The following is a 24,767-nucleotide window of genomic DNA, read 5'->3' on the forward strand; positions in this document are numbered from 1 at the left end:
ATAGTGGTCTGTGCTTGTGAATTGATTGGATTTAAACGGAAAGGGTATTCGTGTTGTGGAATCGTTCGAAATGGGCGTTGCTATCTTTTGATTAATAAAGTTTTTTTACTCCCCGCTCTAAAGTAGAGGGGGGAGTGTCTAAGATGCTAAGGTGTTACTGACACGGTAAGCTTAGGGCTTGAATGCCCATTGATTGAAGCAATAATGTTAGTGTCACCAGATGGTAATAGTGTTAAGTAGGTAGAATAATCTCCATCGCTTTCTTCATTCCAGTCTAATATATTGGAGTTATGGTGGCCAAGGTCGATATTGTTTGGGTTTACACCTTCAAGTGTGTTTCCAAAGGCATCGCTGAGAGTGACCGTAATGAGTACATCACCACCAACGGTGACATGATGAGTGGACGATGTTGATAGTTCAATGTTTTCGACGACACCTAACTGGCCTTTAGGACCGCTACCATCAGAATTAATCGCATTGATAGTTAGTGGTGGATTCACAGTTAACGTATGTTTAGGTGATGTTTTTCCATTCAAAGAAACGGAAATGGTGTAATCACCAGCCATTTGTCCTGAAAGTAACCCATAATACTCACCTAGATTAACTAAACTTTCTTCGATCTTGACGGGAATTTGTTTATTGCCAATGTTGACCATTATGATCCCATCCGCACCAGATACTGGATTGCCATTCACATCGGTTAATTTGAGTGACATCGTTATCTCTTTTCCTGCATAGGTTGACTGAGTATTCAGGATCTCAATTTTTTTCAAAGTTCCACTGACAAAATAAACGGCAATGGTTTCTTTTTGGCCATTGATAGTTGCGGTAACTTCACTTGTTCCGCTTTTCATACTCGTCAAAGGCATTTTAATGATCCCCGCTTTATTAGTAATACCTTGAGCCGCAATATCCCCTAAAGTAGCGGTAAAATTGACGGTTTCACCTGCTATAGGGTTGCCCTTAGCATCGGTAATATAAGCTGAGACCATATTCGCTGACTTCCCATCGGAGAGAGCGCCTGTTTGGTCGATAGTGAAACTATGAATACGCGCCTGGCTAGTTGTTACGGTACTGATATTAGTGACTTCAATCAGAGTGTTACTTGTTGATGAGGCATTTCCGTTAATATCATAGGCAATAGCACTTAAATGATAACGATTCAATTTTTTACTTTCTGAAGGGGTTGATGCGGTTTTATAAGGCGGTAACTTTACAGTAGTATTTTGGCCAGAAGCATGAATAACACCGCCCGCAGCGAGTAGTTCAGGTGCATTCCAGACAATCTTTTTAAGTGGATATTGAGTTGTTATTGATTGTACGAGTGGTAACTCTTGTCCTGCCTCCCCTTGAACTTTTGCTACGAGTTTCAATTGAATTTCAGTTTTCTTTTGATAATCAAGAACAATATTGTTATTGCGATTGACGAAGTCAAAGCGATTATTCGAAACATGCCGTGATTCACCGACTTTAGATGGGTCTATTTGCTCAATGAAATTCTTATCAAATGCCCAAGTAAATTGTACTTTGGCACTGGTATCTTGTAATCCACTGCTTATTTTGTGATCTGCACTAAAGGTGACAAGAGTAAAAGGAGTCCAACTTACGCCGAGAGTGGCTGCCATGGGATCTTTTTGCAGTTTATTTTTCCCCATTAAAGCCACATTATGACCGATATACTGTTCAAACTTAAGGCTTCCACCGAGTTGAGGGTAAGCGGGTAGCCAACCTTGTGCTTGTAAATCCCACCCACGAGCAGGGCGTGCATTATAAGATTGGGGTAGCTCAGATGAGCTACGCCATGAAGAAACAGGGAAATAAGTATTCGCACTTAGCTTTAAGTAATTTTGCCAGTATTCAGCGCCAAGGCCTAATCTGGAATGGTAATGTGAAAGGTCATGGTCAAAGAATGCATTGATACCCACAGTGCTCTTATCATTGAAATGACGTAGACCAACCCCATTGTTGCTTTGTAATCGCCCATCTGTATTGTGAATACTATGCTGGGTAAACAACAACATATTAGTTTGCTGGTACCAAGGGATCAGCCAATCAAAATGGCTGTTTTTAAGGGATAATTGTTGATCGAAATTCAGGCCAACTTTCACATTACCAGCCTTTGACAGCCAACGGGTAATCTCTTCTATCGCGGCATTAGCGGCTTGATTACTGAAATAACTTTGCGCCATTTGTGAGATTTCATGGCCACTTTTTTGTGAGGCGATCAATGTTGCTGCAGTTTTACTGTATTGAGCTAAATTGCGCTCGCCATCGTTATTTTCTGCCATTTGGTTAGGGCTGCCTAAAATTGGAAGCTCATCTGGTGTTAGCATTTTTGCATAGCTGGGTAATATTGGTACCATAGCTAATGGCCCGACCGCCATCAATAAGGCACAAAGGGTGGGAAATTTATTTTTAGAGCAAAACATTAAATCTATTCCTAGTCTGGATATTCATTACTATTATTTTGGAATATGAGCGACTGGAAACGCTTGGGAATTAATTGGATTAATACGGAAAGGAAATTTGTACGCTGGAAATGTTTGGAATTGGTGATGTTGATTAACATCCGCGAGCATATCGAATAATAATTAGAACAAGCTGATATTTTATTGTTTGGAAAAAATCTTACTTTAATAAAAACAAATAAATAGATAGAGGAAGTATGGAACTTACATTTTTAGGAACCAGTGCAGGGGTGCCGACAAAAGAACGCAATGTCACCAGTATGATATTAAATTTGGTCGGCATTCGAAAAAGTTATTGGCTGTTTGACTGTGGTGAAGGGACACAGCACCGTATCCTTAATAGCCCATTTAAAGCACCAAAAATTGAGAAAATATTTATTACCCATTTGCACGGCGACCATATTTTTGGCTTACCAGGGCTTTTGTGCAGCCGTTCAATGGGCGGGGCAACGGAGCCATTGACACTGTATGGGCCAAAAGGGCTCAAGCAATATATTGAAACGGTGTTGTCTCTTAGTGTGTCTTATATGACTTATCCAATTGAAATTATTGAAATTGAGGCGGGGCAGTTATTTGATGATGGTGAGTTGATTGTGACGGCTTACTCTCTTGATCACCGTGTAGAATGTTATGGTTATCGTATTGAAGAACACGCCAAAAGTGGGCCGTTAGATGCGAACAAATTGGCGAGTGATAACATTCCCCGTGGCCCATGGATGCAAGCGCTTAAAGCGGGTGAGACCATAACCCTTGAAGATGGTCGTGTGGTTAATGGTGCAGATTACCTTGGTGAACCTATCCCTGGTAAAGTTATCGCTATTTTTGGAGATACACAACCGACGCCACAGGCGTTTGAACTTGCTAGAAATGCGGATGTGATGGTGCATGAAACCACGTTGGAAGCAGCTTTTACAGAAAAAGCGAATGAGCGTGGGCACTCAACAACAGTGCAAGCGGCACAATTAGCCCGTGAAGCAGGGGTAAAGCGTTTTATTGCCACTCACTTGAGTGGGCGTTATATGAGCGAAGATATTCCAAGGTTATTAATGGAGTGCCAAGCTGAATTCGCGGAGACTCAAATTGCCGAAGATTATTTGACGGTGAAGATTTGATTTAGCGGGCAATGATGAGCCCGCCACCTATTTTTGACTCAGTAAATTACTTTCACAAATCCATTACGACAGTAAGTTTCATACTCATCGGAAAGCTGCCTGTTTGTGACTATCACATCAAATTGTGATAATTCCCCCATATTGGCGGTCGCCACTTCATCAAACAAGTTATAAGGTGCCAATAAAATTTTACGGATGGATTTTTCCATCGCTTTTTTCTTCATTGGTAAATCGTCAATATTATAACAGGTTACGCCATATGTGCTGTGGACGCCTGCGGCAGAAATAAAGGCCTTTTTGGGGTTAATGGAGTCAAGCAAGGAAGGCAGAGAAGGGTTGTAAAACGAGTCGCTTTTAGGGCGGTATTCACCACCGCATAATAAGGCGGTGGCGTTTTTTTTCTGGCTAAGGGCGAGAAAAACGTTATGGGAATAACAAATTCCCGTGAAACTGATTTCTTCTGGGATAAGGGAAATCAAGGTCGCCATCTCAATGCCATTATCGAAGAAAATAACGTCATCTTCTGTGACCATACTCGCCGCGAGATTAGGAATATAGAGTTCTTCGGTTTGATCTGGCGTGAAAACATCGGCTTGCTGCTCCTGGGCAACTAAATTTACAGGTTGGGTAACAGAAACAATGTAGCCACCAAGCAGTGACATCGGAATAGGGCCTTCTGCATCAGCGTTAAGGTCTCGGCGGATGGTCATTTCAGAGACTTCGAGTATCCTAGCGGCTTCTTTAAGATGAATGCGTCCTGAACGTTTCAAACATTCACTTAAGCGGCGAAGGCGTTCTTTTTGTTTAGTTTCTATCACCCTACAATCCTTTTATGATATACAAAATTGGCGCGGTTAGACCGCGCCCCATCACTTAGTAGTCACTCGGCTTTGTTGCCGTTCCTGTGACAATCGCAACACTGGCACTCGCACCAACTCGGTTTGCGCCCGCTTCAATCATTTTAATCGCAGTTTCACGGTCACGCACGCCACCAGAGGCTTTGACACCGATTTCGCTGCCAACGACTTTACGCATTAACGCAACATGGTGCTCAGTCGCCCCCATTGTACTGAAACCTGTTGAAGTTTTCACAAAACCGACGTTAATTGTGCGGCAAATTTCACAAACTTGTGTAATTTCTTCATCAGTTAACAGGCAATTTTCTAAAATGACTTTTAATGTTGCATTACCGCAGGCAGCAAATACGGCTTCAATATCTTTACGGACAAAGTCTAAATCGCCACTTTTTAACATGCCAACATTAATCACCATATCCACTTCATCCGCACCGCGGCGCACAGCTTCAGCTGCTTCAAAAGCTTTTGCTTCTGTTAAGCAAGCACCTAATGGGAAGCCTACCACACAGCAAACTTTTACATCGCTGTTTTTTAAAAGTTCATTGGCTAAAGGAACATAGCCTGTATTTACACATACGGAAGCAAAGTGGTGTTCAGCCGCTTCTGCACACAATTTTGTGACATCGCTGACAGTTGCGTTAGCAGCAAGTAAAGTGTGATCAATATATTTTGCTAAGTCTTGCATTTTCAACTTTCCTATATAAATGTGGGATAGACAACAAAGAATGAGGAAATGTGGTAGATGTAACACTTGATCATTCGTTATTCGAGATCCTAATCACAAATGATATTTTTGCAACATGATAATGTTACTATCATATCATTATGTGATTTATTTAACACGAGGGGCATCATGGATATAGCAGTTATTGGTTCAAACATGGTTGATTTGATCACTTACATTGATCAAATGCCAAAAGAAGGCGAAACGTTAGAAGCGCCCGCGTTCAAAATAGGTTGTGGTGGTAAAGGTGCGAATCAGGCGGTTGCCGCTGCTAAATTAAATTCAAAAGTGATTATGTTAACCAAAGTTGGAGATGACATTTTCGCAGATAATACCATTCGTAACCTTGAATCTTACGGTATTAACACCCGTTATGTTGAAAAAGTGCCTTGTACATCAAGCGGTGTTGCACCGATTTTTGTTAATCAAAACTCATCAAACAGTATTCTGATCGTCAAAGGCGCCAACAAGTTCTTATCACCTGAAGATATCGACCGTGCAGCGGAAGATCTGAAGAAATGTAAGTTGATCGTTCTGCAATTAGAAGTGCAGTTAGAAACAGTTTATCACGCGATTTCATTTGGTAACAAACATGGGATCCCTGTCCTGCTTAACCCAGCTCCTGCACAGCGCTCGCTTGATCTGGATTTTGCTTGCCGTTGTGATTTCTTTGTGCCGAATGAAACGGAATTAGAAATTTTAACCAATATGCCAGTCGACACGATGGATAACGTCCGCCGAGCAGCACAATCTCTGCTGGATAAAGGGTTAAAAAACCTCATTGTGACCTTAGGGGAAAAAGGCGCTTTGTGGATGACCCGCGATAGCGAGTTATACATACCGGCAATCAAAGTGAATGCCATCGATACAAGTGGTGCGGGAGATGCCTTTATTGGTTGTTTCTCTCATTATTATGTACACACGGGGAATATTGAAGAAGCACTGAAAAAAGCAGTGATGTTTTCTGCATTTAGTGTGACAGGGAAAGGGACTCAATCTTCTTATCCAAGTGTTGAGCAATTCAATGAATTTGTGCAAATCAACACCTCAAACGCATAGCTAAATAATAAAACTCAACGTAGCTGTATACCCTTTGACGTATTAATCCGCCATTAGAGCGGAATAGGAACTCCTAGGGTATAAATTATAAAAATATAAGGGTTACTATGAACATTAAGAACATCACTCAGTTACCTGATGGGTACCTGAGTCGGACTCCTCTATTCCAATTTATCCTACTATCGTGCTTATTCCCTTTGTGGGGATGCGCCGCAGCATTAAATGATATTTTAATTACCCAGTTCAAAAGTGTCTTTGAACTCAGTAACTTCGCATCAGCTTTAGTACAAAGTGCATTCTATGGCGGGTACTTTTTAATTGCGATCCCAGCCTCTTTAGTGATCAAAAAAACCAGTTATAAATATGCGATTATGGTGGGGTTAATTCTCTATATCGCAGGTTGCAGTATGTTTTTCCCTGCGTCCCATATGGCAACTTATACTATGTTCTTGGCGGCAATCTTCGCCATTGCGATTGGTTTAAGCTTCCTTGAAACTGCAGCGAACACTTACAGCTCAATGATTGGCCCTAAACAATACGCCACATTACGCTTAAATATCAGCCAAACATTCTACCCAATTGGTGCTGCGGGCGGGATCTTACTGGGGAAATATTTAGTCTTCTCCGAAGGGGATAGCTTACAAAGCCAGATGGCAGGCATGAATGCAGAACAAATTCATGAATTTCGCTTAGCGATGTTGGAAAACACCCTCGAACCTTACCGTTATATGATTATGGTATTGGTGGTGGTGATGATCCTCTTCCTCATTACTAAGTTCCCGAAATGTAAAGTGGCAGAAACCCAAGATCATAAACGCCCAACCGCATTAGAAACCTTAAGATATTTAGCAAAAAATAGCCGCTTTAGAAAAGGGATCATTGCCCAGTTTTTATATGTGGGTATGCAAGTTGCGGTTTGGTCATTCACTATCCGTTTAGCGCTGGAAATGGGCGATATTAACGAACGTGATGCCTCGAATTTCATGGTGTACAGCTTTGCGTGTTTCTTTATTGGTAAGTTTATCGCCAATATCTTAATGACTCGCTTTAATGCCGAAAAAGTCCTGATTATTTACTCGGTGATTGGTGCACTGTTCTTAATTTATGTTGCATTTATTCCTAGCTTCACCGCGGTCTATGCCGCCGTGATGGTGAGTATTCTGTTTGGGCCTTGCTGGGCAACAATTTATGCAGGCACATTGGATACAGTAGATAACGAACACACTGAAATGGCAGGGGCGGTGATTGTGATGGCAATTGTCGGTGCTGCTGTGGTGCCTGCCGTTCAAGGTTACGTGGCCGACGTATTACATTCCCTACAACTCTCTTTCTTAGTTTCAATGCTGTGCTTTGTGTATGTCGGTATTTATTTTGTTGGAGAACGCCGCTTTAAAGCGAAGCAAGAAGCCAAATAATCTCTAGTTTGGGTAGTGAAAGCTACCCAATTTCCTTTATTAACCGTGAGTATGAAAATGAATACACAAATTCCTCTTCACAAAAGCGTATTTACGGAAAACCCGACGCTTATTCTTAAAAATGACCAATTCACCGCCACTGCATTTCGTTATCACACTGGCGTGGAAGGTTTACGTATTGAAAATCAACAAGGTTATCTAACGATTTTACCTTTTTTAGGGCAAATGATTTGGGATGCCGAATTTTGTGGCCAAAATCTGAAAATGGAAAATATGTTTTCAGCGCCTAAATCGGTTCCTACAGTCATTGAAACCTATGGTTGCTTTGCTTTTCACTCAGGATTAATCAGTAATGGCTGCCCTTCACCAGAGGATAACCACCCATTGCACGGCGAAATGCCTTGCGCACCGATGGACAGCGCATGGCTAGAATTGACCGAAAACGGTTTAAAAATTTGCGGTGAATATGAATATGTGATGGGGTTTGGCCACCATTACCGCGCAACACCTTCTGTAGAGTTAAAGGCAAATAGCGCACTGTTTGATATTCAAATGTCAGTCACCAATTTAGCATCGGTTCCTATGCCACTTCAATATATGTGCCATATGAATTATGCCTATGTGGATAATGCAACATTGACACAAAACGTGCCTGATAACGCAATTAAACTACGTGAATCGATACCGGGGCATGTGCAGCCAACTGAAAAATGGCTTGAATTTAACGAAGCATTGAAATCCGGCAAAGTTACTTTAAATCAACTTAATCAACCACATATGTGTGACCCTGAGATTGTCTTCTTTATGGATAACCTCAGCCAATACACGGCACAACCTGAATTTAAAATGACCTCCCCAGCGGGAGATACGTTTATCACCCGTTTTAAATCCAGTGAACTTAACTATGCAACCCGCTGGATTTTATATAATGGCGACCAAAAAGTGGGCGCATTTGTGTTACCCGCCACTTGCCGCCCAGAAGGCTTTTTAGCCGCAAAAAATAACCAAACCTTAATTTGGTTAGCGGCAGGGGAAACGCGCCAGTTTACGGTTACCACCGGCGTGGAAAAATCGTGATTTTTTGACGACACCAGAGGCAGTGGTTAACTGCCTCATTCGTACTGCTGGCACTCTTCTGCTAAATCGGCAAGTAACATTGAGGCATCATAAGCATCATAACATGGCGTATTGGTTCCATTGGGCTTCATCATGATTGCAGCTTTAATGTTCGCTTCATGCATATCGGGAAGGAGCTCTGTCATGAGTTGCTCAAGGGTCAGTTGCATTGGTGTAAAATGCGCCCACTCATGCACTAAACATAGTTCGACATAAGCTTTAGCCGGCCACAACGCAACAGCAATCCCGTTTTCCTGATCCCTGAGGGTGACGAAGTTTTCCCCATCACTTACTGTCCACACTTGCTCCCAGTCAGCGACCTTACCGACAAAATAGTGGTACTTTTGGTATGGGCCAAGGGCATGAACATTTTGTATTTCTTTATCATTAGGGGAAAATGAGTTGTTATTCATGATTGGATAATCTAAAAGGTAATTGATAATTAGTGGGAAAATTATATTTATAATTGTTATCTTAATAACAAGATAACTTAACATCATACACAGTAAAACACATAAAAATAATATCTATCAGGTAAATTTTAGGGCGGTTAGAAATGATAGAAGCATTACTTGAAAAGTACGCCATTGGGATGACATTGATTGCGGTGTGTCTTGCAATCTATTTGGCTTTTGAGGTTTTTCATAAGCGGCGTAAACACAAACATAAACATAAAAGCATCCTGATCCATGTTATTCAAACCGTTGTGCTTTGTGGCATTGTGATCGTGGCGGCACAATATGTGGACATGGCGGCAACTGATTTTGACCTCACTTTTATTTCAACCTCCTTGGTTAATTTTGTTACGATCGTATTGATTGCATTGATTTTAATGCGAAAACTGTTCCAGCTAGCGAACCGGTTAGAAAAAGCCCAAATTAAAAAAGGCAGTGACCCTACCTCAGCACGTATCGTTGCACGTGTATTTAAAACGACGATATTTGTCGTTATGGTGCTGCTGTTTGGTGAGCACTTCGGCATGAGCCTTTCCGGGCTCATGGCGTTTGGTGGGATTGGTGGCATTGCTATTGGTATGGCGGGTAAAGATATCCTGAGTAATTTTTTCTCGGGGCTTATGCTGTATTTTGACCGCCCGTTTAATATTGGGGATTGGGTCAGCTCACCGGACAGAAATATAGAAGGAACCGTGGTGGAAATCGGCTGGCGGATCACTAAAATTATCACGTTTGATCATCGCCCGTTATACATTCCAAACTCGGTATTTTCGTCGATTAGTGTGGAAAATCCGGGGCGTATGACCAACCGACGAATTAAAACTGAAATTGGCTTACGTTACGAAGATTCCGACAAAATTGGTGCGATTGTCGACGATATCCGTGCAATGTTGCAGCAAGATCCAAATATTGATACCAGCCAAACCTTATTGGTGTATTTTGATGCTTTTGCTGATTCGTCGTTAAATATTATGGTGTATTGCTTTACCAAAACGACGGTGTGGGCAGAGTGGCTCGCTGCGCAACAAGCGGTTTATTTGAAGATTATTGAGATAGTTAAACGCCACGATGCAGACTTTGCATTCCCATCACAAACGTTGTATGTGGAAAAAAACAACTAACGTCCCATGCAGGATAAATTGACCGATTAAACCATGGCTATTTACATATATATTGGTCAATTTATCTTTTTATTTGCTTTATCCTAACCTTAAGCTTTAAAGTATAGGTAGGGGTGGGCCGAAATTTTTCTGCTATTAACCAGTGGCTTATAGAAAATATTCGACTTACTAAATCCCCCCGTTTTTTGCCGCCGTGCTAATCATTTCAATTCCCTGATCTATCAAGTATATTGTCCGCCTCTTTTCCTCAGCTAACTAAGAGCCAGACTGCTATGAACAAAATCAATGTGGCATGTAGCCAGGGGGTCGCAATCTATTTCACTAACGAATTTCAGTGGGTAGATATTCGCGATGCACAGTTAAACAATATTGCTGCGGTGGTGCTATCTGAACAAGATGCCAACCAAGGCCTGTGGGAAAGAGTGGTGCAAAGTCAGCTCAGTATTCCGCTGTTTATCATTAGCGATAAACAGCTGCCAACCGATGACAACTTTCCCCCGTATTTAACGGCACTCTTGCCGCCAGCACCTGCTGCCCGCGAAGAAAATAGCCGCCAATTACTTGATGCTGCAAACCAGTATCTTGAGCAGTTATTACCGCCATTTTTTGCCCGAATGATGGATTATGCTGCGGGTCATAATGTCACTTTTGCTTGCCCGGGGCACCAAGGCGGGCAATTTTTCCGTCGCCACCCTACGGGGGAGCAATTTTACCAATTTTATGGTGAAAATCTGTTTCGTACCGATTTGTGCAATGCGGATGTGGCAATGGGGGATTTGCTAATTCATGAGGGGGCAGCGAAAGAAGCGCAAAAATTTGCTGCTAAAGTCTTCAATGCGGACAAAACCTATTTTGTGTTAAATGGCACGTCATCCTCCAATAAAGTGGTATTAAACGCACTGTTAACACCGGGTGACTTAGTGCTATTTGACCGCAATAATCATAAGTCGAACCACCATGGTGCGTTGATTCAAGCGGGGGCCACCCCCGTTTATTTAGAGACGGCGCGTAACCCGTTTGGCTTTATTGGTGGTATTGATGCCCATTGCTTTGAAGAGCGTTATTTACGTGAGTTAATCCAAGATGTGATGCCTGAAAAAACGCAACAAACGCGCCCTTTTCGCTTGGCGGTGATCCAACTCGGTACTTACGACGGCACCGTGTATAACGCAAGGCAAGTGGTCGATAAAATAGGCCACTTATGTGACTATATTTTATTCGACTCGGCGTGGGTGGGTTATGAACAGTTCATCCCGATGATGCGCCAGTGTTCCCCTTTGTTGCTTGAATTAAATGAAAGTGACCCAGGCATTATGGTCACTCAGTCAGTGCACAAGCAACTGGCGGGGTTTTCACAAGCGTCACAAATTCACAAAAAAGATAACCATATCAAAGGACAAGAACGTTTTGTTTCCCATAAGAAACTGAATAATGCCTTTATGATGCACGCCTCTACTAGCCCATTTTATCCCTTATTTGCCTCGTTAGATGTTAATGCACGCATTCACCAAGGCGCAGCGGGTGAAATGATGTGGATGGATTGCGTAAAAACGGGTATTGAAGTGCGCAAATCAATTTTCCAGCACTGTCGCTATTTTAGGCCGTTTGTGCCTGAATTGATTGACGGAAAAGCATGGCATGAATACCCGACAGAACAAATTGCTTCGGAACAACGTTTTTTCAATTTTATCCCTAAGGAACGTTGGCATGCCTTTGAGGGCTATGCTCAAGACCAATATTTTGTCGACCCATGCAAACTCATGTTAACGACGCCTGGTATTGATGTCGAAAGTGGGGAATATGAGTCGTTTGGCGTACCTGCAACTATTTTGGCGCATTTTTTACGTGAACACGGTGTGATCCCTGAAAAATGTGACTTAAACTCGATTTTATTTTTATTAACCCCTGCAGAAACGACGGAAAAACTCGCACTGTTAGTTTCTCATTTAGTACGCTTTGAACAATTATTGGATGAAGATGCGTTATTAGAAGATGTACTTCCATCAGTATACCAGCGCTACCAAGAGCATTATCAAGGTTATACATTGCGTCGTTTATGCCAAGAAATGCATCAATTGAGCGTTAATGACAATATCAAGCAGTTGCAAAAAGAGATGTTCCGCAAGGCGCATTTCCCTGAAGTCAAAATGAACCCACAACAAGCGCATTTAGAATTTATTCGTGGCAATTGTGAGCTATTGCCATTGGATGAACTCGAAGGGCGCATTGCGGTAGAGGGCGCTTTGCCATATCCACCTGGCGTCTTATGTGTTGTGCCTGGGGAGGTGTGGTCAGGCCCTGTGCTGCGTTATTTCAAAGCTCTTGAAGCGGGGATTAATGCGTTACCAGGCTTCGCACCTGAGCTGCAAGGCGTGTATATTTCGAAAAATGAAGGCGAGAAAAAACGTGTCTATGCGCATGTTTTAAAATAATTTCCTTCGTATTCAGACTTTAAGCGTAGATTTTGCCTTATCGGGTCGTTACATTGGAGTCAGAGCCATCTCTGACTCCAAATTTATAAGGTAAGGTATGAGCAAAAAAATCATTCTTGATTGTGACCCTGGTCATGATGATGCTATCGCATTATTACTGGCTTACGGTAACCCAGATATCGATTTATTGGCTGTAACAACCGTTGCAGGTAACCAAACCCTTGAAAAAGTGACTCGTAATGCACTGGCAATCGCTGAAATGGCGAAGATCACGGGTATTCCATTTGCTGCGGGTTCGATTCGCCCATTAGTTCGTGGCATTGAGGTTGCACCTGATATTCACGGCGATTCAGGGCTTGATGGGCCTGTATTACCCACGCCAACTTTACAGCTTGATGAAAGGCATGCTGTTTCATTGATTATCGATACCATCATGTCTCACCCACCGAAAACCGTCACATTAGTTCCGACAGGTGCGCTGACAAACATTGCCCTTGCTGCTCGTCTTGAGCCACGTATTGTTGAGCGGGTGAAAGAGGTGGTTTTGATGGGAGGTGGCTACCATGTCGGTAATTGGAGTGCGGTGGCGGAGTTTAATATCAAAATTGATCCTGAAGCGGCACATATTGTCTTTAATGAAAAATGGCCATTAACGATGGTGGGCTTAGACCTTACCCACCAAGCGCTTGCGACGCCTGATGTTGTTACGGAAATTGCGGCGGTCGGTAGCGATTGTTCACAGTTTGTCGTCGAACTGTTGGACTTCTTTGGTAAAATGTACAAACAGGCACAAGGGTTTGATGCGCCTCCGGTTCATGACCCTTGTGCGGTTGCCTATGTGATTGACCCTTCAGTGCTTACCACACAAAAAGTCCCTATCAATATTGAGCTAACGGGGACATTAACATTAGGTATGACGGTGGCGGATTTCCGCCATCCTGCTCCAGCGGATTGCCACACACAGGTCGCCGTGAAGCTAGACCACCATAAATTTTGGCAGCTGATTATCAACGCATTGAAAAATATTGGGTAATAAATGAGTAATAACTTGGAACAAATGCCTTATGAGGCATTAATTGAACGCAGTATGAATGCCTTACAAGCTAAAAACCAATTCCATTGCGATACGTGGAAGTTAGATGAGGCAGACTGGTCAGTCAATCAAGACGAAGGCACCATTATTTTTCATGCGCCAGACAATATAGTGGCAACCGCACCGGTACAAATTGTTGGTACCTATGACCAAAGCCAAGGGAGTTGGATGTGGGGCTGGGCAAACAGTTCTATTGACAGCGCATTAACACAAGATGCGATTGCGGTGAAAGCCTATGGTGAACGCAAAGACAACGCACTATTAACAGCGCGGGTCAGTCAAATCGAAGAATATGACGCATGGCAATTAACCGCGCTGGCCTGTGAGCTTAACAACCAGCAAGGGGTATACCGTGGCATTGCGGGGCATACGCTGATCTTCATGACATTTGGTAAAGTGTCCCTACAACAAGTTTAATGGCAAACTCAGTGCGTTATCCGTTGGTTGATAAGGCACTTTAGCCCCTTTTTCTCCATAACCTATCCGTTATACTCGGTTTTTTCAACCAGGAGCCAGCGCATGTTAGATATTGCACTCGAAGCCGCTAACTTAGTCAAAAGCATGACAGTAGAGGCGTTTCAAGGTTCGGGCAAATTTGATTATAAACCCGATCGTTCTGTGGTCACGGAAACGGATATCCGCGTTGAAGAAACCATCAGAGCACTTTTTGCTCAGCGCACCCCGAATATTGCTGTTTTAGGTGAGGAGTTTGGCTGTGCTGGTGAGCAAAAATTTAGCTCGGGTTGGGTGATTGACCCGATCGATGGCACCCGTGCCTTTATCTATGGAGTGCCATTATTTAGTACCTTAATTGCTTACGTGGAAAATGGGGAACCATTACTCAGTGTGATCAGCTTTCCTGCAATATCTACTCTCTACTGGGCTTCGCAAGGGGAAGGCTGCTGGACGCAAACCGCAGGGCAGGCGCCAAGGCAACTGAAATTGGGTAGTCAATCGCCTAAATTATTATCAGAGGCAGTGGTAAGCGCATCTGGTATTCACAGTAGTAATTATAACCCACGTGAAGGGGCTCATATTTATCATCTTGATGCCGTCGTCAGCCAAGCTAGGGACTTTATTTTTGCTAATGATGCTTATCAACATGCCATGGTGGCCAGTGGGCGTATTCACGCAGCCATTGATACCATCATGAAACCATGGGATAGCGCGGCACTGATTCCGTGTATCCGAGAAGCTGGCGGCGAGGTGTGTGCGCTAGATGGCAAACGGCAGCAAGCCATGTTCGCGGGGAGCTTGCTATCAACAGCCACACCGGAATTGGCCGAACACATTATTGAATTGATGAATAGTTGAAGATGAGCGCGTGAAGATAAGCATCCTCACGCGGTTTAATCGTGATGAATTAGCTAAAATCAAAATGCAAACGCAGCTTTTTGCAATGTAAACAACGGAATAAGTAACCTTGGGCATCGCTATCTTGGTGGAGAATATTTTCCAGTTCTGAGATTGAAAAACCATAATCAGCGATATCATTTTCAAGGGAAACAAATTCATCCAGCCTATCTTTGATGTCATCCCAACAAACATAGCCTATAAATTCACAGGGTTCTTGGCAGTGTGCGAGCCAAATTTCTTGCTGCCATCCACGATACCCCGGTGTTCGTTTAATCAGCTCGTCAAACTTTTCAGTCGGATAGGGGTTTATGGTTTGTAAAAACTCGCCGTTCTCATCATATTCACAATCAATACCTTCAACACTGGCAGCGTCTTGAAATTCCCCATCAAATTTTGCACTCGCAGAGCCATCAGCAATACACCATGGGCAAAGTGCTTCAATATCATCAATAGAATAAAAAGGGCTTTCATAATAAATATCAGTAGGTTGCTGACAGCAATCACAGTTTACTGTTTTATCTGTCAGAAATGCTTCTGTTTCAATTGGGTTTGGATGGTATTTAAACTTAGGGAGTGTTCGGTTATTGAGCGCCATATACAGTTCCTAATAAAGGTTGCACCGGAAGTAAGCCAACGAGTGGGAAAGAATATCACAATGCCGTTTGATTATGTTTCTCGGTTTTATTGCATAGGCGGGTTTCAGACAAATCAAAATATTCAATTAATTTGAATGATTCGAACGATATTATTAGATTTAACCTAAATGTCATTACCGCTATGATACCTTCATCGCAGACAACAAGGGTTGTCTCATCGTATACACAGTGAAGGAATTAGATTATGAACATGTTAAAAACTTTGATGGCAGCTTCAGTATTATCTATGGTCGCATTTGGTGCATCAGCAGCAACAATCACTGCAACAGGCGATACACTGGCTTCAACCGAAGCGATGATTGCCGCTAAAGCCAAAGCAGCGGGTGCAGACAGCTACACAATTACCAGTGCTCGTATGGGTAACTTTGTCACAATGAGCGCAGAAACTAAATAACGAATTGTGTGAGTTTCTCTTATTGAAATATTTTTGATGAAAAGTGGTGTTTATGAGGCTGTAAGTAGATTCAATGCCACTTTTTATCTGATAATTGAGGAGTCGTTGAGATGAGTTTTAAATATAACCGCCTAGATAAAGATAATGCAGCTGTATTACTTGTTGATCATCAAACGGGTTTGTTATCGTTAGTTCGTGACCAAGATCCAGATAAATTCAAGAATAGCGTGTTAGCACTTGCCGATCTGGCAAAGTATTTTAACTTACCAACTATTTTGACGACATCTTTTGAAGATGGCCCTAATGGCCCGTTAGTCCCTGAATTAAAAGAAACCTTTCCTAATGCCCCTTTTATTGCCCGCCCTGGCCAAATTAACGCGTGGGATAACGAAGAGTTCGTAAAAGCTGTCAAAGCCACAGGTAAAAAACAGCTAATTATTGCGGGTGTTGTGACAGAAGTGTGCGTGGCATTTCCTGCACTATCTGCACTGGAAGAAGGCTATGAAGTTTTTGTTATCACTGATGCCTCAGGTACATTTAACCCCATTACACGTGACGCCGCGTGGGATAGAATGTCCAAAGCAGGTGCTCAGCTGATGAGTTGGTTTGGTGCAGCATGTGAGTTACACCGTGACTGGCGTAATGACGTGGAAGGTTTAGGAACGCTATTCTCAAACCATATCCCAGATTATCGTAATCTGATGACCAGCTATGCATTGCTTTCAGGGAAAAAATAGTGCGTGACTAAGTATTAAAATGACATAATTGGTTTATAAACCCTCGATATGGCATTGCTCATATCGGGGGTTATTTTGTTAAATTAACTGACCCCAGCAGCTTATTTTCGTCATCATCGCACTTAGTTCTCTCTATGTTATAATAGCCACTGTTTTTGCTTGGCTCCTTGCTTTTTGGGGCTATCCATTTGATTTAAACACACAAGATCACCATGCATCAAAATACCTCAAAACAAGGCTATACCAATTTAAACCGATTTTCCGTTGCGCCGATGCTCGATTGGACCGATCGCCATTGCCGCTATTTTCATCGTTTACTGAGCAAAAATACCTTGCTATACACCGAAATGGTCACCACTGGGGCGATTATTTATGGGAAAGGGGATTATTTGGCATTTAGCGAAGAAGAACATCCGGTTGCATTACAGCTTGGGGGAAGTGACCCTGCTGCTTTGGCGCAATGTGCTAAGCTTGCACAAGAGCGCGGTTATGATGAAATAAACTTAAATGTGGGTTGCCCATCTGACCGTGTGCAAAATGGGCGTTTTGGCGCTTGTTTGATGGGGGATGCACAACTGGTTGCGGATTGTGTGAAAGCCATGCAAGACGTGGTTTCAATCCCGGTAACCGTGAAAACCCGTATTGGGATCGATGAACAGGACAGCTACGAATTTTTGTGTGACTTTATTGAAACCGTCTCTGATAAAGGCGGTTGCGAAATGTTTATTATTCATGCACGTAAGGCATGGTTGTCAGGGTTGAGCCCGAAAGAAAACCGTGAAATTCCACCTTTAGATTACCTGCGAGTATACCAGTTAAAGCGTGATTTTCCGCATTTGACCATGGCAATTAATGGGGGCATCAAAACGTTGGAAGAAGCTAAACAGCATCTGCAACATTTAGATGGTGTTATGGTGGGGCGTGAAGCATACCAGAACCCATCAATTTTAACGGCGGTAGATAACCAACTGTTTGGTGAACATTTTTCCGTGACAAATGGTGTTGATGCGGTGAGAGCCATGTACCCTTACATCGAAAAAGAGTTGTCGAAGGGCGCTTATTTGGGCCATATGACTCGCCATATGTTAGGGATTTTCCAAGGGATCCCCGGGGCACGCCAGTGGCGCCGTCATTTAAGTGAAAATGCCCACAAGAAAGGGGCGGACTTAGCGGTTGTCGAGCAAGCACTGGAATTTGTGACTCGCGGTGAATAACTGGCGAGTAAACACCAAAAAAGCGCCAAGTGGCGCTTTTTGCATGTTGGGTGGCTTATTACGGAATTAATAAACTCGACCCTTGGGTTTTTCTTGATTCAATCGTTGAGTGGGCTTTTTGTGCATCTTTCAGGGCAAAAATTTGTGATTGCGGCACATCCACATTCACATTGCCACTTAAAATCATATCAAACAACGCGTGACTGGCTTGGTCTAACTCTGCACGGTTAGTCACATACACCCCCAAAGATGGACGAGTGACGTATAAACCGCCTTTTTGGTTGAGAATGCCCAAATTTACACCCGTGACAGGGCCTGATGCATTACCAAAACTCACCATCAATCCGCGGCGTTTCAGTGAATCTAAAGAAGCAAGCCATGTGGATTGCCCCACAGAGTCATAAGCCACACTGACTTTTTCACCCTGAGTGATCGCTTTAACGCGTGCAGCGATATCTTCGGTTTGGTAGTTAATCACCTCCCATGCACCCGCGTCTTTTGCACGCAGTGCTTTATCCGCAGAGCCCACGGTACCAATCATTTTGGCACCCAGTGCTTTTGCCCATTGGCAGGCAATTAGGCCTACGCCACCTGCGGCAGCATGGAATAAAAATACTTCATCACGCTTAAGTTGATATGTTTGATGGAATAAATAATATACCGTCATTCCTTTGAGTGAACTCGCTGCGGCTTGTTCAAAGGTAATGCCATCAGGTAAATGAGCAACAGCGTGTTCAGGTACATTGTGCACTTCGCTGTAGGCACCCAGCGGGCCTTGGGCGTACACCACGCGGTCTCCAGGTTTGAAACCTGTGACGTGGGCACCTGTTTTAACGACGATACCAGCGGCTTCAGTTCCGAGACCACTTGGCAGTTTAGCGACAGGGTAAAGGCCACTGCGAACGTAGGTGTCGATAAAATTAATGCCGATTGCGCGGTTTTCGATTTGAATTTCGTTATCAGCAGGTGCGGTTGGGGAATAATCTACAAAGTTTAGAACGTCAGCGCCGCCATGTTGCGCGAACTCGATACGTTTTGCCATGACAATCTCCAATAAGAACCATTTAGTTTTGTTTACAATATCAATCGTTTTACTATAACGCCATGTTTCAATCAGAAGAATTATTGGTTTGTGCTTTTTGTTGAAAACGTTAGCAGGCAATTCTCTTGCCTGAGGGCGTAAAGAAAGCCACAACAAAAATCAGATTGGCGTATACTAGAAGCTGTTCGTTAATTATAGACTTGGATGCAAATGTATGGCTAAAAAACCCTCATCGAATTTTAAAACAGATGCCCCTCGGGATCACCAAATGGAAGGTTTGAAACTTCCACCGCACTCTCTTGAGGCGGAGCAATCTGTTTTAGGCGGTTTGATGTTGGATAACGAACGTTGGGATACTGTCTCTGAACGGGTCACGCACGCTGATTTTTTTAGCCGCCCTCACCGCACGATTTTCTCGCAGATGCAATTATTGCTAGAGCGGGGCAAGCCTATCGACTTAATTACCCTGTCCGAATCCTTAGAGCAAGAAGGTGAGCTTGATAGCGTAGGGGGCTTTGCCTACTTAGCTGAATTATCCAAAAATACGCCAAGTGCGGCGAACATTAATGCTTATGCAGACATCGTTCGCGAACGTGCTGTTGTGCGTGACATGATTTCTGTTGCCAATGAAATTGCAGATGCGGGTTACGACCCACAAGGGCGTAGCAGTGAAGATTTGTTGGATTTAGCGGAAAGCAAAGTTTTCCAAATCGCAGAATCCCGAGCGAACAAAGATGAAGGGCCAAAAGGCATTGAAGCTATTTTGTCCGAAACCGTCGAAAAAATTGAGCAGCTTTACCAGCAACCTCATGATGGGGTAACGGGGGTTTCTACAGGTTATCAAGACCTTGATAAGAAAACTGCAGGGTTACAAGGTTCAGATTTAATTATCGTGGCAGCGCGTCCATCGATGGGTAAAACTACCTTTGCGATGAACTTGTGTGAAAATGCGGCGATGACAGAAGAAAAGCCAGTGCTTATTTTCAGCTTGGAGATGCCAGGTAACCAGATCATGATGCGTATGCTTGCGTCACTTTCTCGCGTTGACCAAACGCGTATTCGTACCGGCCAATTGGACGATGAGGATTGGGCGCGTATTTCCAGCACGATGGGGATTTTGATGGAAAAGCGCAACATGTACATTGATGACTCATCTGGCTTGACACCTACAGAAGTACGCTCCCGTGCGAGGCGTATTTACCGTGAACATGGTGGTTTAAGCCTGATCATGATTGACTACCTTCAGTTAATGCGTGTTCCTTCGCTTTCTGATAACCGTACTCTTGAAATTGCCGAGATTTCTCGCTCGCTAAAAGCCTTAGCGAAAGAGCTTAATGTGCCTGTGGTGGCATTATCACAGTTGAACCGTAGCCTTGAGCAACGTGCGGATAAACGCCCCGTTAACTCCGACTTACGTGAGTCGGGGTCTATTGAGCAGGATGCGGACTTAATCATGTTCATCTACCGCGACGAGGTTTACCACGATAACAGCGAGCTTAAAGGGGTTGCGGAGATTATTTTAGGTAAGCAGCGTAACGGGCCAATTGGTACGGTGCGGTTGACGTTTAATGGGCAGTGGTCGCGCTTTGATAACTATGCGGGGCCTGCGTATAACGACGAAGACTAAATACTCGTCATAAATACTCGTCATACTTTGCGCTGTCGCGGTGTTGGCTGCACTCAGCTACGCGAGTCACATACTCGTGTATGCTCCCCGCGATATCTTCGCTTGCCGCCTAGCGACAACCCAAACTATTTAGAGTATTGGAATTAGGACGTTGTAATTCGAGTGTTTGAACTAGAGTATTAAAATTGAATGGTTCATAAAATAATATCTAATGGAAATACTCGTCATATTTTGAGCTATCGCAGTGTTGGCTGCACTCAGCTACGCGAGTCACATACTCGTGTATGCTCCCCGCGATATCTTCGCTTGCCGCCTAGCGACAACCCAAACTATTTAGAGTATTGGAATTAGGACGTTGTAATTCGAGTGTTTGAACTAGAGTATTAAAATTGAATGGTTCATAAAATAATATCTAATGGAAATACTCGTCATATTTTGAGCTATCGCGGTGTTGGCTGCACTCAGCTACGCGAGTCACATACTCGTGTATGCTCCCCGCGATATCTTCGCTTGCCGCCTAGCGACAACCCAAACTATTTAGAGTATTGGAATTAGAATATTAAAATTAAATGATTCATAAAAATAATATCGGATGGAAATTGATATTTTTTAGCGTATAACAAATAGAGAATAGACTAAGCTGCCAATGTGCAGCTTAATTTTTAGACAAATTAGAGAGAAGCAAACGAGGGGATCATGAAAGCGGCAACCGCATTAATAAACCGCCGCGCTCTGCGACACAACTTGCAACGGGTGAAAGAGATTGCACCCAATAGCCAACTGATTGCAGTTGTTAAAGCAAACGCTTATGGCCATGGGTTAGTTGGAGTGGGAAGTGCAGTGGAAGCGCTGGTGGATGGCTTTGGCGTGGCAAGGTTGAATGAGGCATTGCTACTGCGCCAACATGGCGTTACAAAGCCCGTCGTCTTACTGGAAGGTTTTTTTGAGCAGTCTGACTTAGTATTGATGGCAGAGCACAAAATTGACACCGTTATTCACTGCATCGAACAGCTTGAAATGCTTGAAGCGGCTAAGTTACCACATTCCCTCAAAGTTTGGATGAAATTAGATACAGGGATGCATCGCCTTGGTGTATTACCAAAAGACGCTGAGGCTTTTTATCAACGCTTGCAACGTTGCCAACATGTTGAACTGCCTATTAATATTGTCAGCCATTTCTGTCAAGCTGATGCGCCGCACTTGCCAACAACTCAACGTCAAATCGATTGCTTCAAACAGTTTATTGCAGGCAAAGAAGGCGAAAAATCTATCGCGGCATCCGCAGGTATCCTATTATGGCCTGAAGCTCACTATGACTGGGTTCGTCCAGGAATTATGATGTATGGCGCTTCTCCCCAAGAAGGAAAAAGCGCGGCAGATTTCGGCTTGCAGCCAGTCATGACTTTAAAATCCACCTTAATTGCTGTGAGAGAACATTCAGCAGGCCAATGTGTTGGCTACGGTGAAACGTGGTGCAGTGATCAAGATACTCGCCTTGGGGTTGTTGCCATTGGTTATGGCGATGGCTACCCGCGTAACGTGCCGTCTGGGACGCCAGTATTAATTAATGGGCGAAAAGTGCCGATTATTGGTCGAATTTCGATGGATATGACTGTCGTGGATTTGGGGTTAAATGCCACCGATAAAGTTGGTGATGACGTGGTTTTGTGGGGGAATGGACTGCCAGTTGAAGAAATTGCCGCACAAACGGGTATTATCAACTATGAGTTGCTCACTAAATTGACCTCACGAGTTGCGATGGAATATGTAGACGAATAGTCAACAAAGGGTTATTTTCAAGTAACAACGTAATAACCACGCTGAATAACGCAATGCGCGCTGACATTATCAGTGCCAAATAATGATTAGGAGATGTCCTGTGTTTGAACATGTTGATGCTTATCCGGGCGACCCAATTCTGTCGTTAATGGATGAATTTAATAAAGACACTCGTGATAACAAAATTAATCTGAGTATAGGTCTTTACTACGATGGTGAAGGTAAAACGCCTGAACTGGCAACGGTGGGTACCGCTAAAGCGTCACTAAACAAGTTACCTGCAAGTGCTTCCTTGTATTTACCAATGGAAGGCTTAAAAGATTACCGTCTTGAACTGCAAAAATTGGTATTTGGTGAAGATTGCCCGCTGATTGCACAAGAGCGTATTGCAACAGTGCAAACCATTGGTGGCTCTGGTGCATTAAAAATCGGTGCTGATTTTCTACATCAATACTATCCTAATTCAGAAGTTTGGTGCAGTGACCCAACATGGGAAAATCATGCCTCTATTTTCTCCGGTGCGGGCACAAAAGTTCATTATTACCCATACTTTGATGAAAAAACCAAAGGCGTTAAATTCGATGAAATGCTTGCAACCTTTAAGAAATTGCCAGCAAATAGCATCATTTTAATGCACCCATGTTGCCATAATCCAACGGGTTCTGACTTAACACCGGCGCAGTGGGATGAAGTCACGAAAGTGGCGATTGAACACAAACTGATCCCATTCTTAGATATCGCTTATCAAGGTTTTGCTGAAGGTATCAACGAAGATGCTTACGCGATTAGAGCGATGGTTAAAGCGGGTTTGACCGTATTTGTCAGCAACTCATTCTCTAAAATCTTTGGTATCTATGGCGAACGTGCGGGTGGATTATCGGTGATTTGTGAAAACACCGATGAGCGCGATCGTGTATTAGGTCAGCTTAAAGCTGGTGTGCGCCGTTTATATTCAAGCCCACCCTCTAATGGGGCAAAAATTGTGGCTGCGGTACTGACCAACAGCGCAGAAAAAGCAAAATGGTTAGCAGAAGTGGAAGAAATGCGTTTACGTATTTTAGACATGCGCACCGTGTTGGTGGATGAGCTGAAAAAAGCGTTACCAACCAAAAACTTCGACCATTTATTGAAACAGCGCGGGATGTTCAGTTATACCGGTTTCACTAAAGAACAAGTGGCTCGTCTAAAAGACGAGTTTGCGGTGTATTTAGTGGGTACGGGCCGAGTATGTATGGCAGGTGTTAACCGCCACAATGTAAAACGTATCGTTGAGGCATTTGCTGCTGTTAGCCAATAGTTAAAGCTAACTCAATGATAAGTAAATAGACGCAGGCTAATCCCTGCGTTTTTTATTACTCGGTTATATTTATGAAACAATTAAGTCTATCTTCTCCTGTTTTATTCCTTGAATTTTTTGTCCGAAAATTTTCCTTTTTTGGTAAAGGTTCTACCCGAGCTCAATTACCTGAAGATGCGTTTTTCTATATGGGAACTTCAAAGGCTAGCCGATATCGTTATTTTGAACGTGTCCACGAAGAATTCATTCAGCGGGATAAATGTTTGCAAGAGTGGGGCTTCAATGCCTATCAACCTGTGATTTCATCACAAATGAGTCAAGAGCAACAACAAATTTGGCAATCACCATCAACGCGTGCAATCATGAAATTGACAGGGGAATACTTCCATGAAAATGAATGGGTTAGAGCGAAGAGTGAAACTAAAGTCGCAAAATATTCAGGTGATTGTGACGCGCTGATGTTTGAAAATATTCAGTCATTAGCCCCATACTATTTTGATGTTCATAGCGTGTCGGAACTAGGGGATATTACCACTCACTTCCCACGAAAAACGGTTCCATTGATGATAAAAGCGGGGGAAAGCGTCTGTTTTCTTTGCCGACGAGAAGAGTATGAGTTTATAGGGTGGGGAGGGAAACAACCTAATTTGAACCTAGTGATGTGGGTAAAAAATTACGGTTTTCATAGCCAATTACCTATTTGCGAACAAACTATTATTGATGGTTATGATGGTGCTCAACTCATTGAGCAAGAATACAAAATTCGAGACTTTAGAAAGAGCCATTTGCGTTTCGAATTGGGCTAATGAATAC

General features: G+C 43.2%; 22 protein-coding genes. 16 read left to right on the top strand and 6 right to left on the bottom strand.

The features are described from left to right. Nucleotides 1–146: 146 nt before the first annotated feature. Nucleotides 147–2,429 carry an inverse autotransporter beta domain-containing protein gene (locus tag ACE2AL_RS02430; RefSeq protein ID WP_375083932.1) on the bottom strand — a complete coding sequence of 761 codons (2,283 nt, stop codon included), beginning with the start codon at nucleotides 2,427–2,429 and terminating at the stop codon, nucleotides 147–149. 236 nt (nucleotides 2,430–2,665) lie between these two features. Between ACE2AL_RS02430 and rnz the strand changes: the two genes are divergently transcribed. Next, entirely contained in the window at nucleotides 2,666–3,580 is a 915-nt protein-coding gene (gene rnz, locus ACE2AL_RS02435) for a ribonuclease Z (protein WP_206086300.1), read from the top strand. 38 nt (nucleotides 3,581–3,618) lie between these two features. Here rnz and deoR read toward each other — a convergent pair whose 3' ends face one another. Beyond that, a complete protein-coding gene (gene deoR, locus ACE2AL_RS02440) occupies nucleotides 3,619–4,398 on the bottom strand; it encodes a DNA-binding transcriptional repressor DeoR (RefSeq protein WP_272539583.1) in 780 nt (259 codons plus the stop codon). A 55-nt stretch (nucleotides 4,399–4,453) separates the two neighbouring features. Beyond that, on the bottom strand, nucleotides 4,454–5,122 hold the full coding sequence (gene deoC / locus ACE2AL_RS02445; protein ID WP_375083933.1) for a deoxyribose-phosphate aldolase: 669 nt from the start codon (nucleotides 5,120–5,122) through the stop codon (nucleotides 4,454–4,456). 168 nt (nucleotides 5,123–5,290) lie between these two features. Between deoC and rbsK the strand changes: the two genes are divergently transcribed. From rbsK to ACE2AL_RS02460, 3 genes are all read left to right on the top strand, one after another. Then, nucleotides 5,291–6,220 carry a ribokinase gene (rbsK, locus tag ACE2AL_RS02450; protein WP_206086303.1) on the top strand — a complete coding sequence of 310 codons (930 nt, stop codon included), beginning with the start codon at nucleotides 5,291–5,293 and terminating at the stop codon, nucleotides 6,218–6,220. 107 nt (nucleotides 6,221–6,327) lie between these two features. Next, nucleotides 6,328–7,635, top strand: a complete 1,308-nt coding sequence (fucP, locus tag ACE2AL_RS02455; protein WP_206086304.1) for an L-fucose:H+ symporter permease — start codon at nucleotides 6,328–6,330, stop codon at nucleotides 7,633–7,635. 57 nt (nucleotides 7,636–7,692) lie between these two features. Further along, complete coding sequence (locus tag ACE2AL_RS02460) at nucleotides 7,693–8,712, top strand: aldose 1-epimerase family protein (protein ID WP_272574134.1); 1,020 nt, start codon at nucleotides 7,693–7,695, stop codon at nucleotides 8,710–8,712. 35 nt (nucleotides 8,713–8,747) lie between these two features. Here ACE2AL_RS02460 and ACE2AL_RS02465 read toward each other — a convergent pair whose 3' ends face one another. Then, nucleotides 8,748–9,164, bottom strand: a complete 417-nt coding sequence (locus ACE2AL_RS02465; RefSeq protein ID WP_375083934.1) for a DUF2750 domain-containing protein — start codon at nucleotides 9,162–9,164, stop codon at nucleotides 8,748–8,750. Nucleotides 9,165–9,307: 143 nt separating this feature from the next. Here ACE2AL_RS02465 and ACE2AL_RS02470 point away from each other — a divergent pair, with 143 nt between their 5' ends. The 5 genes from ACE2AL_RS02470 to ACE2AL_RS02490 all read left to right on the top strand — a co-directional run bounded on the left by ACE2AL_RS02470 (nucleotide 9,308) and on the right by ACE2AL_RS02490 (nucleotide 15,166). Further along, nucleotides 9,308–10,327 carry a mechanosensitive ion channel family protein gene (locus ACE2AL_RS02470; protein WP_349422652.1) on the top strand — a complete coding sequence of 340 codons (1,020 nt, stop codon included), beginning with the start codon at nucleotides 9,308–9,310 and terminating at the stop codon, nucleotides 10,325–10,327. Nucleotides 10,328–10,599: 272 nt separating this feature from the next. Further along, nucleotides 10,600–12,759, top strand: a complete 2,160-nt coding sequence (locus ACE2AL_RS02475) for an ornithine decarboxylase (RefSeq protein ID WP_272574137.1) — start codon at nucleotides 10,600–10,602, stop codon at nucleotides 12,757–12,759. Between the two features lie 97 nt (nucleotides 12,760–12,856). Continuing rightward, nucleotides 12,857–13,792, top strand: a complete 936-nt coding sequence (locus ACE2AL_RS02480) for a nucleoside hydrolase (RefSeq protein ID WP_375083936.1) — start codon at nucleotides 12,857–12,859, stop codon at nucleotides 13,790–13,792. Between the two features lie 3 nt (nucleotides 13,793–13,795). Further along, on the top strand, nucleotides 13,796–14,269 hold the full coding sequence (locus ACE2AL_RS02485) for a DUF6882 domain-containing protein (RefSeq protein ID WP_375083937.1): 474 nt from the start codon (nucleotides 13,796–13,798) through the stop codon (nucleotides 14,267–14,269). Nucleotides 14,270–14,371: 102 nt separating this feature from the next. Then, on the top strand, nucleotides 14,372–15,166 hold the full coding sequence (locus ACE2AL_RS02490) for an inositol monophosphatase family protein (RefSeq protein ID WP_375083938.1): 795 nt from the start codon (nucleotides 14,372–14,374) through the stop codon (nucleotides 15,164–15,166). Between the two features lie 49 nt (nucleotides 15,167–15,215). On the opposite strand, the gene cbrC is transcribed toward ACE2AL_RS02490, so the two are convergent. Further along, nucleotides 15,216–15,803, bottom strand: a complete 588-nt coding sequence (gene cbrC / locus ACE2AL_RS02495) for a PF03691 family colicin E2 tolerance protein CbrC (RefSeq protein ID WP_206086312.1) — start codon at nucleotides 15,801–15,803, stop codon at nucleotides 15,216–15,218. A 245-nt stretch (nucleotides 15,804–16,048) separates the two neighbouring features. Between cbrC and ACE2AL_RS02500 the strand changes: the two genes are divergently transcribed. The 3 genes from ACE2AL_RS02500 to dusA all read left to right on the top strand — a co-directional run bounded on the left by ACE2AL_RS02500 (nucleotide 16,049) and on the right by dusA (nucleotide 18,209). Next, nucleotides 16,049–16,258, top strand: a complete 210-nt coding sequence (locus ACE2AL_RS02500) for a YdgH/BhsA/McbA-like domain containing protein (protein WP_272539575.1) — start codon at nucleotides 16,049–16,051, stop codon at nucleotides 16,256–16,258. 110 nt (nucleotides 16,259–16,368) lie between these two features. After that, nucleotides 16,369–16,995: an isochorismate family cysteine hydrolase YcaC gene (gene ycaC / locus ACE2AL_RS02505; RefSeq protein ID WP_375083940.1), complete on the top strand. Its 627-nt coding sequence runs from the start codon at nucleotides 16,369–16,371 to the stop codon at nucleotides 16,993–16,995. Nucleotides 16,996–17,207: 212 nt separating this feature from the next. After that, a complete protein-coding gene (gene dusA / locus ACE2AL_RS02510) occupies nucleotides 17,208–18,209 on the top strand; it encodes a tRNA dihydrouridine(20/20a) synthase DusA (RefSeq protein WP_375083942.1) in 1,002 nt (333 codons plus the stop codon). Nucleotides 18,210–18,267: 58 nt separating this feature from the next. On the opposite strand, the gene ACE2AL_RS02515 is transcribed toward dusA, so the two are convergent. Next, a complete protein-coding gene (locus ACE2AL_RS02515; RefSeq protein ID WP_375083943.1) occupies nucleotides 18,268–19,251 on the bottom strand; it encodes a quinone oxidoreductase in 984 nt (327 codons plus the stop codon). A gap of 214 nt (nucleotides 19,252–19,465) precedes the next feature. Here ACE2AL_RS02515 and dnaB point away from each other — a divergent pair, with 214 nt between their 5' ends. The 4 genes from dnaB (at nucleotide 19,466) to ACE2AL_RS02535 (ending at nucleotide 24,760) form a co-directional block, all read left to right on the top strand. Further along, a complete protein-coding gene (gene dnaB, locus ACE2AL_RS02520) occupies nucleotides 19,466–20,878 on the top strand; it encodes a replicative DNA helicase (RefSeq protein WP_206086317.1) in 1,413 nt (470 codons plus the stop codon). A gap of 696 nt (nucleotides 20,879–21,574) precedes the next feature. Further along, a complete protein-coding gene (gene alr, locus ACE2AL_RS02525) occupies nucleotides 21,575–22,657 on the top strand; it encodes an alanine racemase (RefSeq protein ID WP_206086318.1) in 1,083 nt (360 codons plus the stop codon). Nucleotides 22,658–22,757: 100 nt separating this feature from the next. Further along, nucleotides 22,758–23,954 (top strand): aromatic amino acid transaminase, encoded by a 1,197-nt coding sequence (locus ACE2AL_RS02530; protein ID WP_375083944.1) that lies wholly within the window; start codon nucleotides 22,758–22,760, stop codon nucleotides 23,952–23,954. A 71-nt stretch (nucleotides 23,955–24,025) separates the two neighbouring features. After that, complete coding sequence (locus tag ACE2AL_RS02535) at nucleotides 24,026–24,760, top strand: hypothetical protein (RefSeq protein WP_375083945.1); 735 nt, start codon at nucleotides 24,026–24,028, stop codon at nucleotides 24,758–24,760. Nucleotides 24,761–24,767: the final 7 nt, after the last annotated feature.

Origin of the sequence: Providencia xihuensis (genome assembly GCF_041953405.1) — a bacterium.
Taxonomy (GTDB): domain Bacteria; phylum Pseudomonadota; class Gammaproteobacteria; order Enterobacterales; family Enterobacteriaceae; genus Providencia; species Providencia vermicola.

What these genes read in the sequence shown, in the direction of transcription:
- dnaB (WP_206086317.1), top strand. Translation starts at nt 19,466, where the DNA reads ATGGCTAAAAAACCCTCATCGAATTTTAAAACAGATGCCCCTCGGGAT.
- ACE2AL_RS02475 (WP_272574137.1), top strand. Translation starts at nt 10,600, where the DNA reads ATGAACAAAATCAATGTGGCATGTAGCCAGGGGGTCGCAATCTATTTC.
- ACE2AL_RS02500 (WP_272539575.1), top strand. Translation starts at nt 16,049, where the DNA reads ATGAACATGTTAAAAACTTTGATGGCAGCTTCAGTATTATCTATGGTC.
- dusA (WP_375083942.1), top strand. Translation starts at nt 17,208, where the DNA reads ATGCATCAAAATACCTCAAAACAAGGCTATACCAATTTAAACCGATTT.
- ACE2AL_RS02430 (WP_375083932.1), bottom strand. Translation starts at nt 2,429, where the DNA reads ATGTTTTGCTCTAAAAATAAATTTCCCACCCTTTGTGCCTTATTGATG.
- ACE2AL_RS02485 (WP_375083937.1), top strand. Translation starts at nt 13,796, where the DNA reads ATGAGTAATAACTTGGAACAAATGCCTTATGAGGCATTAATTGAACGC.
- ACE2AL_RS02490 (WP_375083938.1), top strand. Translation starts at nt 14,372, where the DNA reads ATGTTAGATATTGCACTCGAAGCCGCTAACTTAGTCAAAAGCATGACA.
- rnz (WP_206086300.1), top strand. Translation starts at nt 2,666, where the DNA reads ATGGAACTTACATTTTTAGGAACCAGTGCAGGGGTGCCGACAAAAGAA.
- ycaC (WP_375083940.1), top strand. Translation starts at nt 16,369, where the DNA reads ATGAGTTTTAAATATAACCGCCTAGATAAAGATAATGCAGCTGTATTA.
- ACE2AL_RS02515 (WP_375083943.1), bottom strand. Translation starts at nt 19,251, where the DNA reads ATGGCAAAACGTATCGAGTTCGCGCAACATGGCGGCGCTGACGTTCTA.
- deoC (WP_375083933.1), bottom strand. Translation starts at nt 5,122, where the DNA reads ATGCAAGACTTAGCAAAATATATTGATCACACTTTACTTGCTGCTAAC.
- ACE2AL_RS02535 (WP_375083945.1), top strand. Translation starts at nt 24,026, where the DNA reads ATGAAACAATTAAGTCTATCTTCTCCTGTTTTATTCCTTGAATTTTTT.
- ACE2AL_RS02460 (WP_272574134.1), top strand. Translation starts at nt 7,693, where the DNA reads ATGAATACACAAATTCCTCTTCACAAAAGCGTATTTACGGAAAACCCG.
- ACE2AL_RS02465 (WP_375083934.1), bottom strand. Translation starts at nt 9,164, where the DNA reads ATGAATAACAACTCATTTTCCCCTAATGATAAAGAAATACAAAATGTT.
- cbrC (WP_206086312.1), bottom strand. Translation starts at nt 15,803, where the DNA reads ATGGCGCTCAATAACCGAACACTCCCTAAGTTTAAATACCATCCAAAC.
- rbsK (WP_206086303.1), top strand. Translation starts at nt 5,291, where the DNA reads ATGGATATAGCAGTTATTGGTTCAAACATGGTTGATTTGATCACTTAC.
- fucP (WP_206086304.1), top strand. Translation starts at nt 6,328, where the DNA reads ATGAACATTAAGAACATCACTCAGTTACCTGATGGGTACCTGAGTCGG.
- ACE2AL_RS02470 (WP_349422652.1), top strand. Translation starts at nt 9,308, where the DNA reads ATGATAGAAGCATTACTTGAAAAGTACGCCATTGGGATGACATTGATT.
- ACE2AL_RS02480 (WP_375083936.1), top strand. Translation starts at nt 12,857, where the DNA reads ATGAGCAAAAAAATCATTCTTGATTGTGACCCTGGTCATGATGATGCT.
- alr (WP_206086318.1), top strand. Translation starts at nt 21,575, where the DNA reads ATGAAAGCGGCAACCGCATTAATAAACCGCCGCGCTCTGCGACACAAC.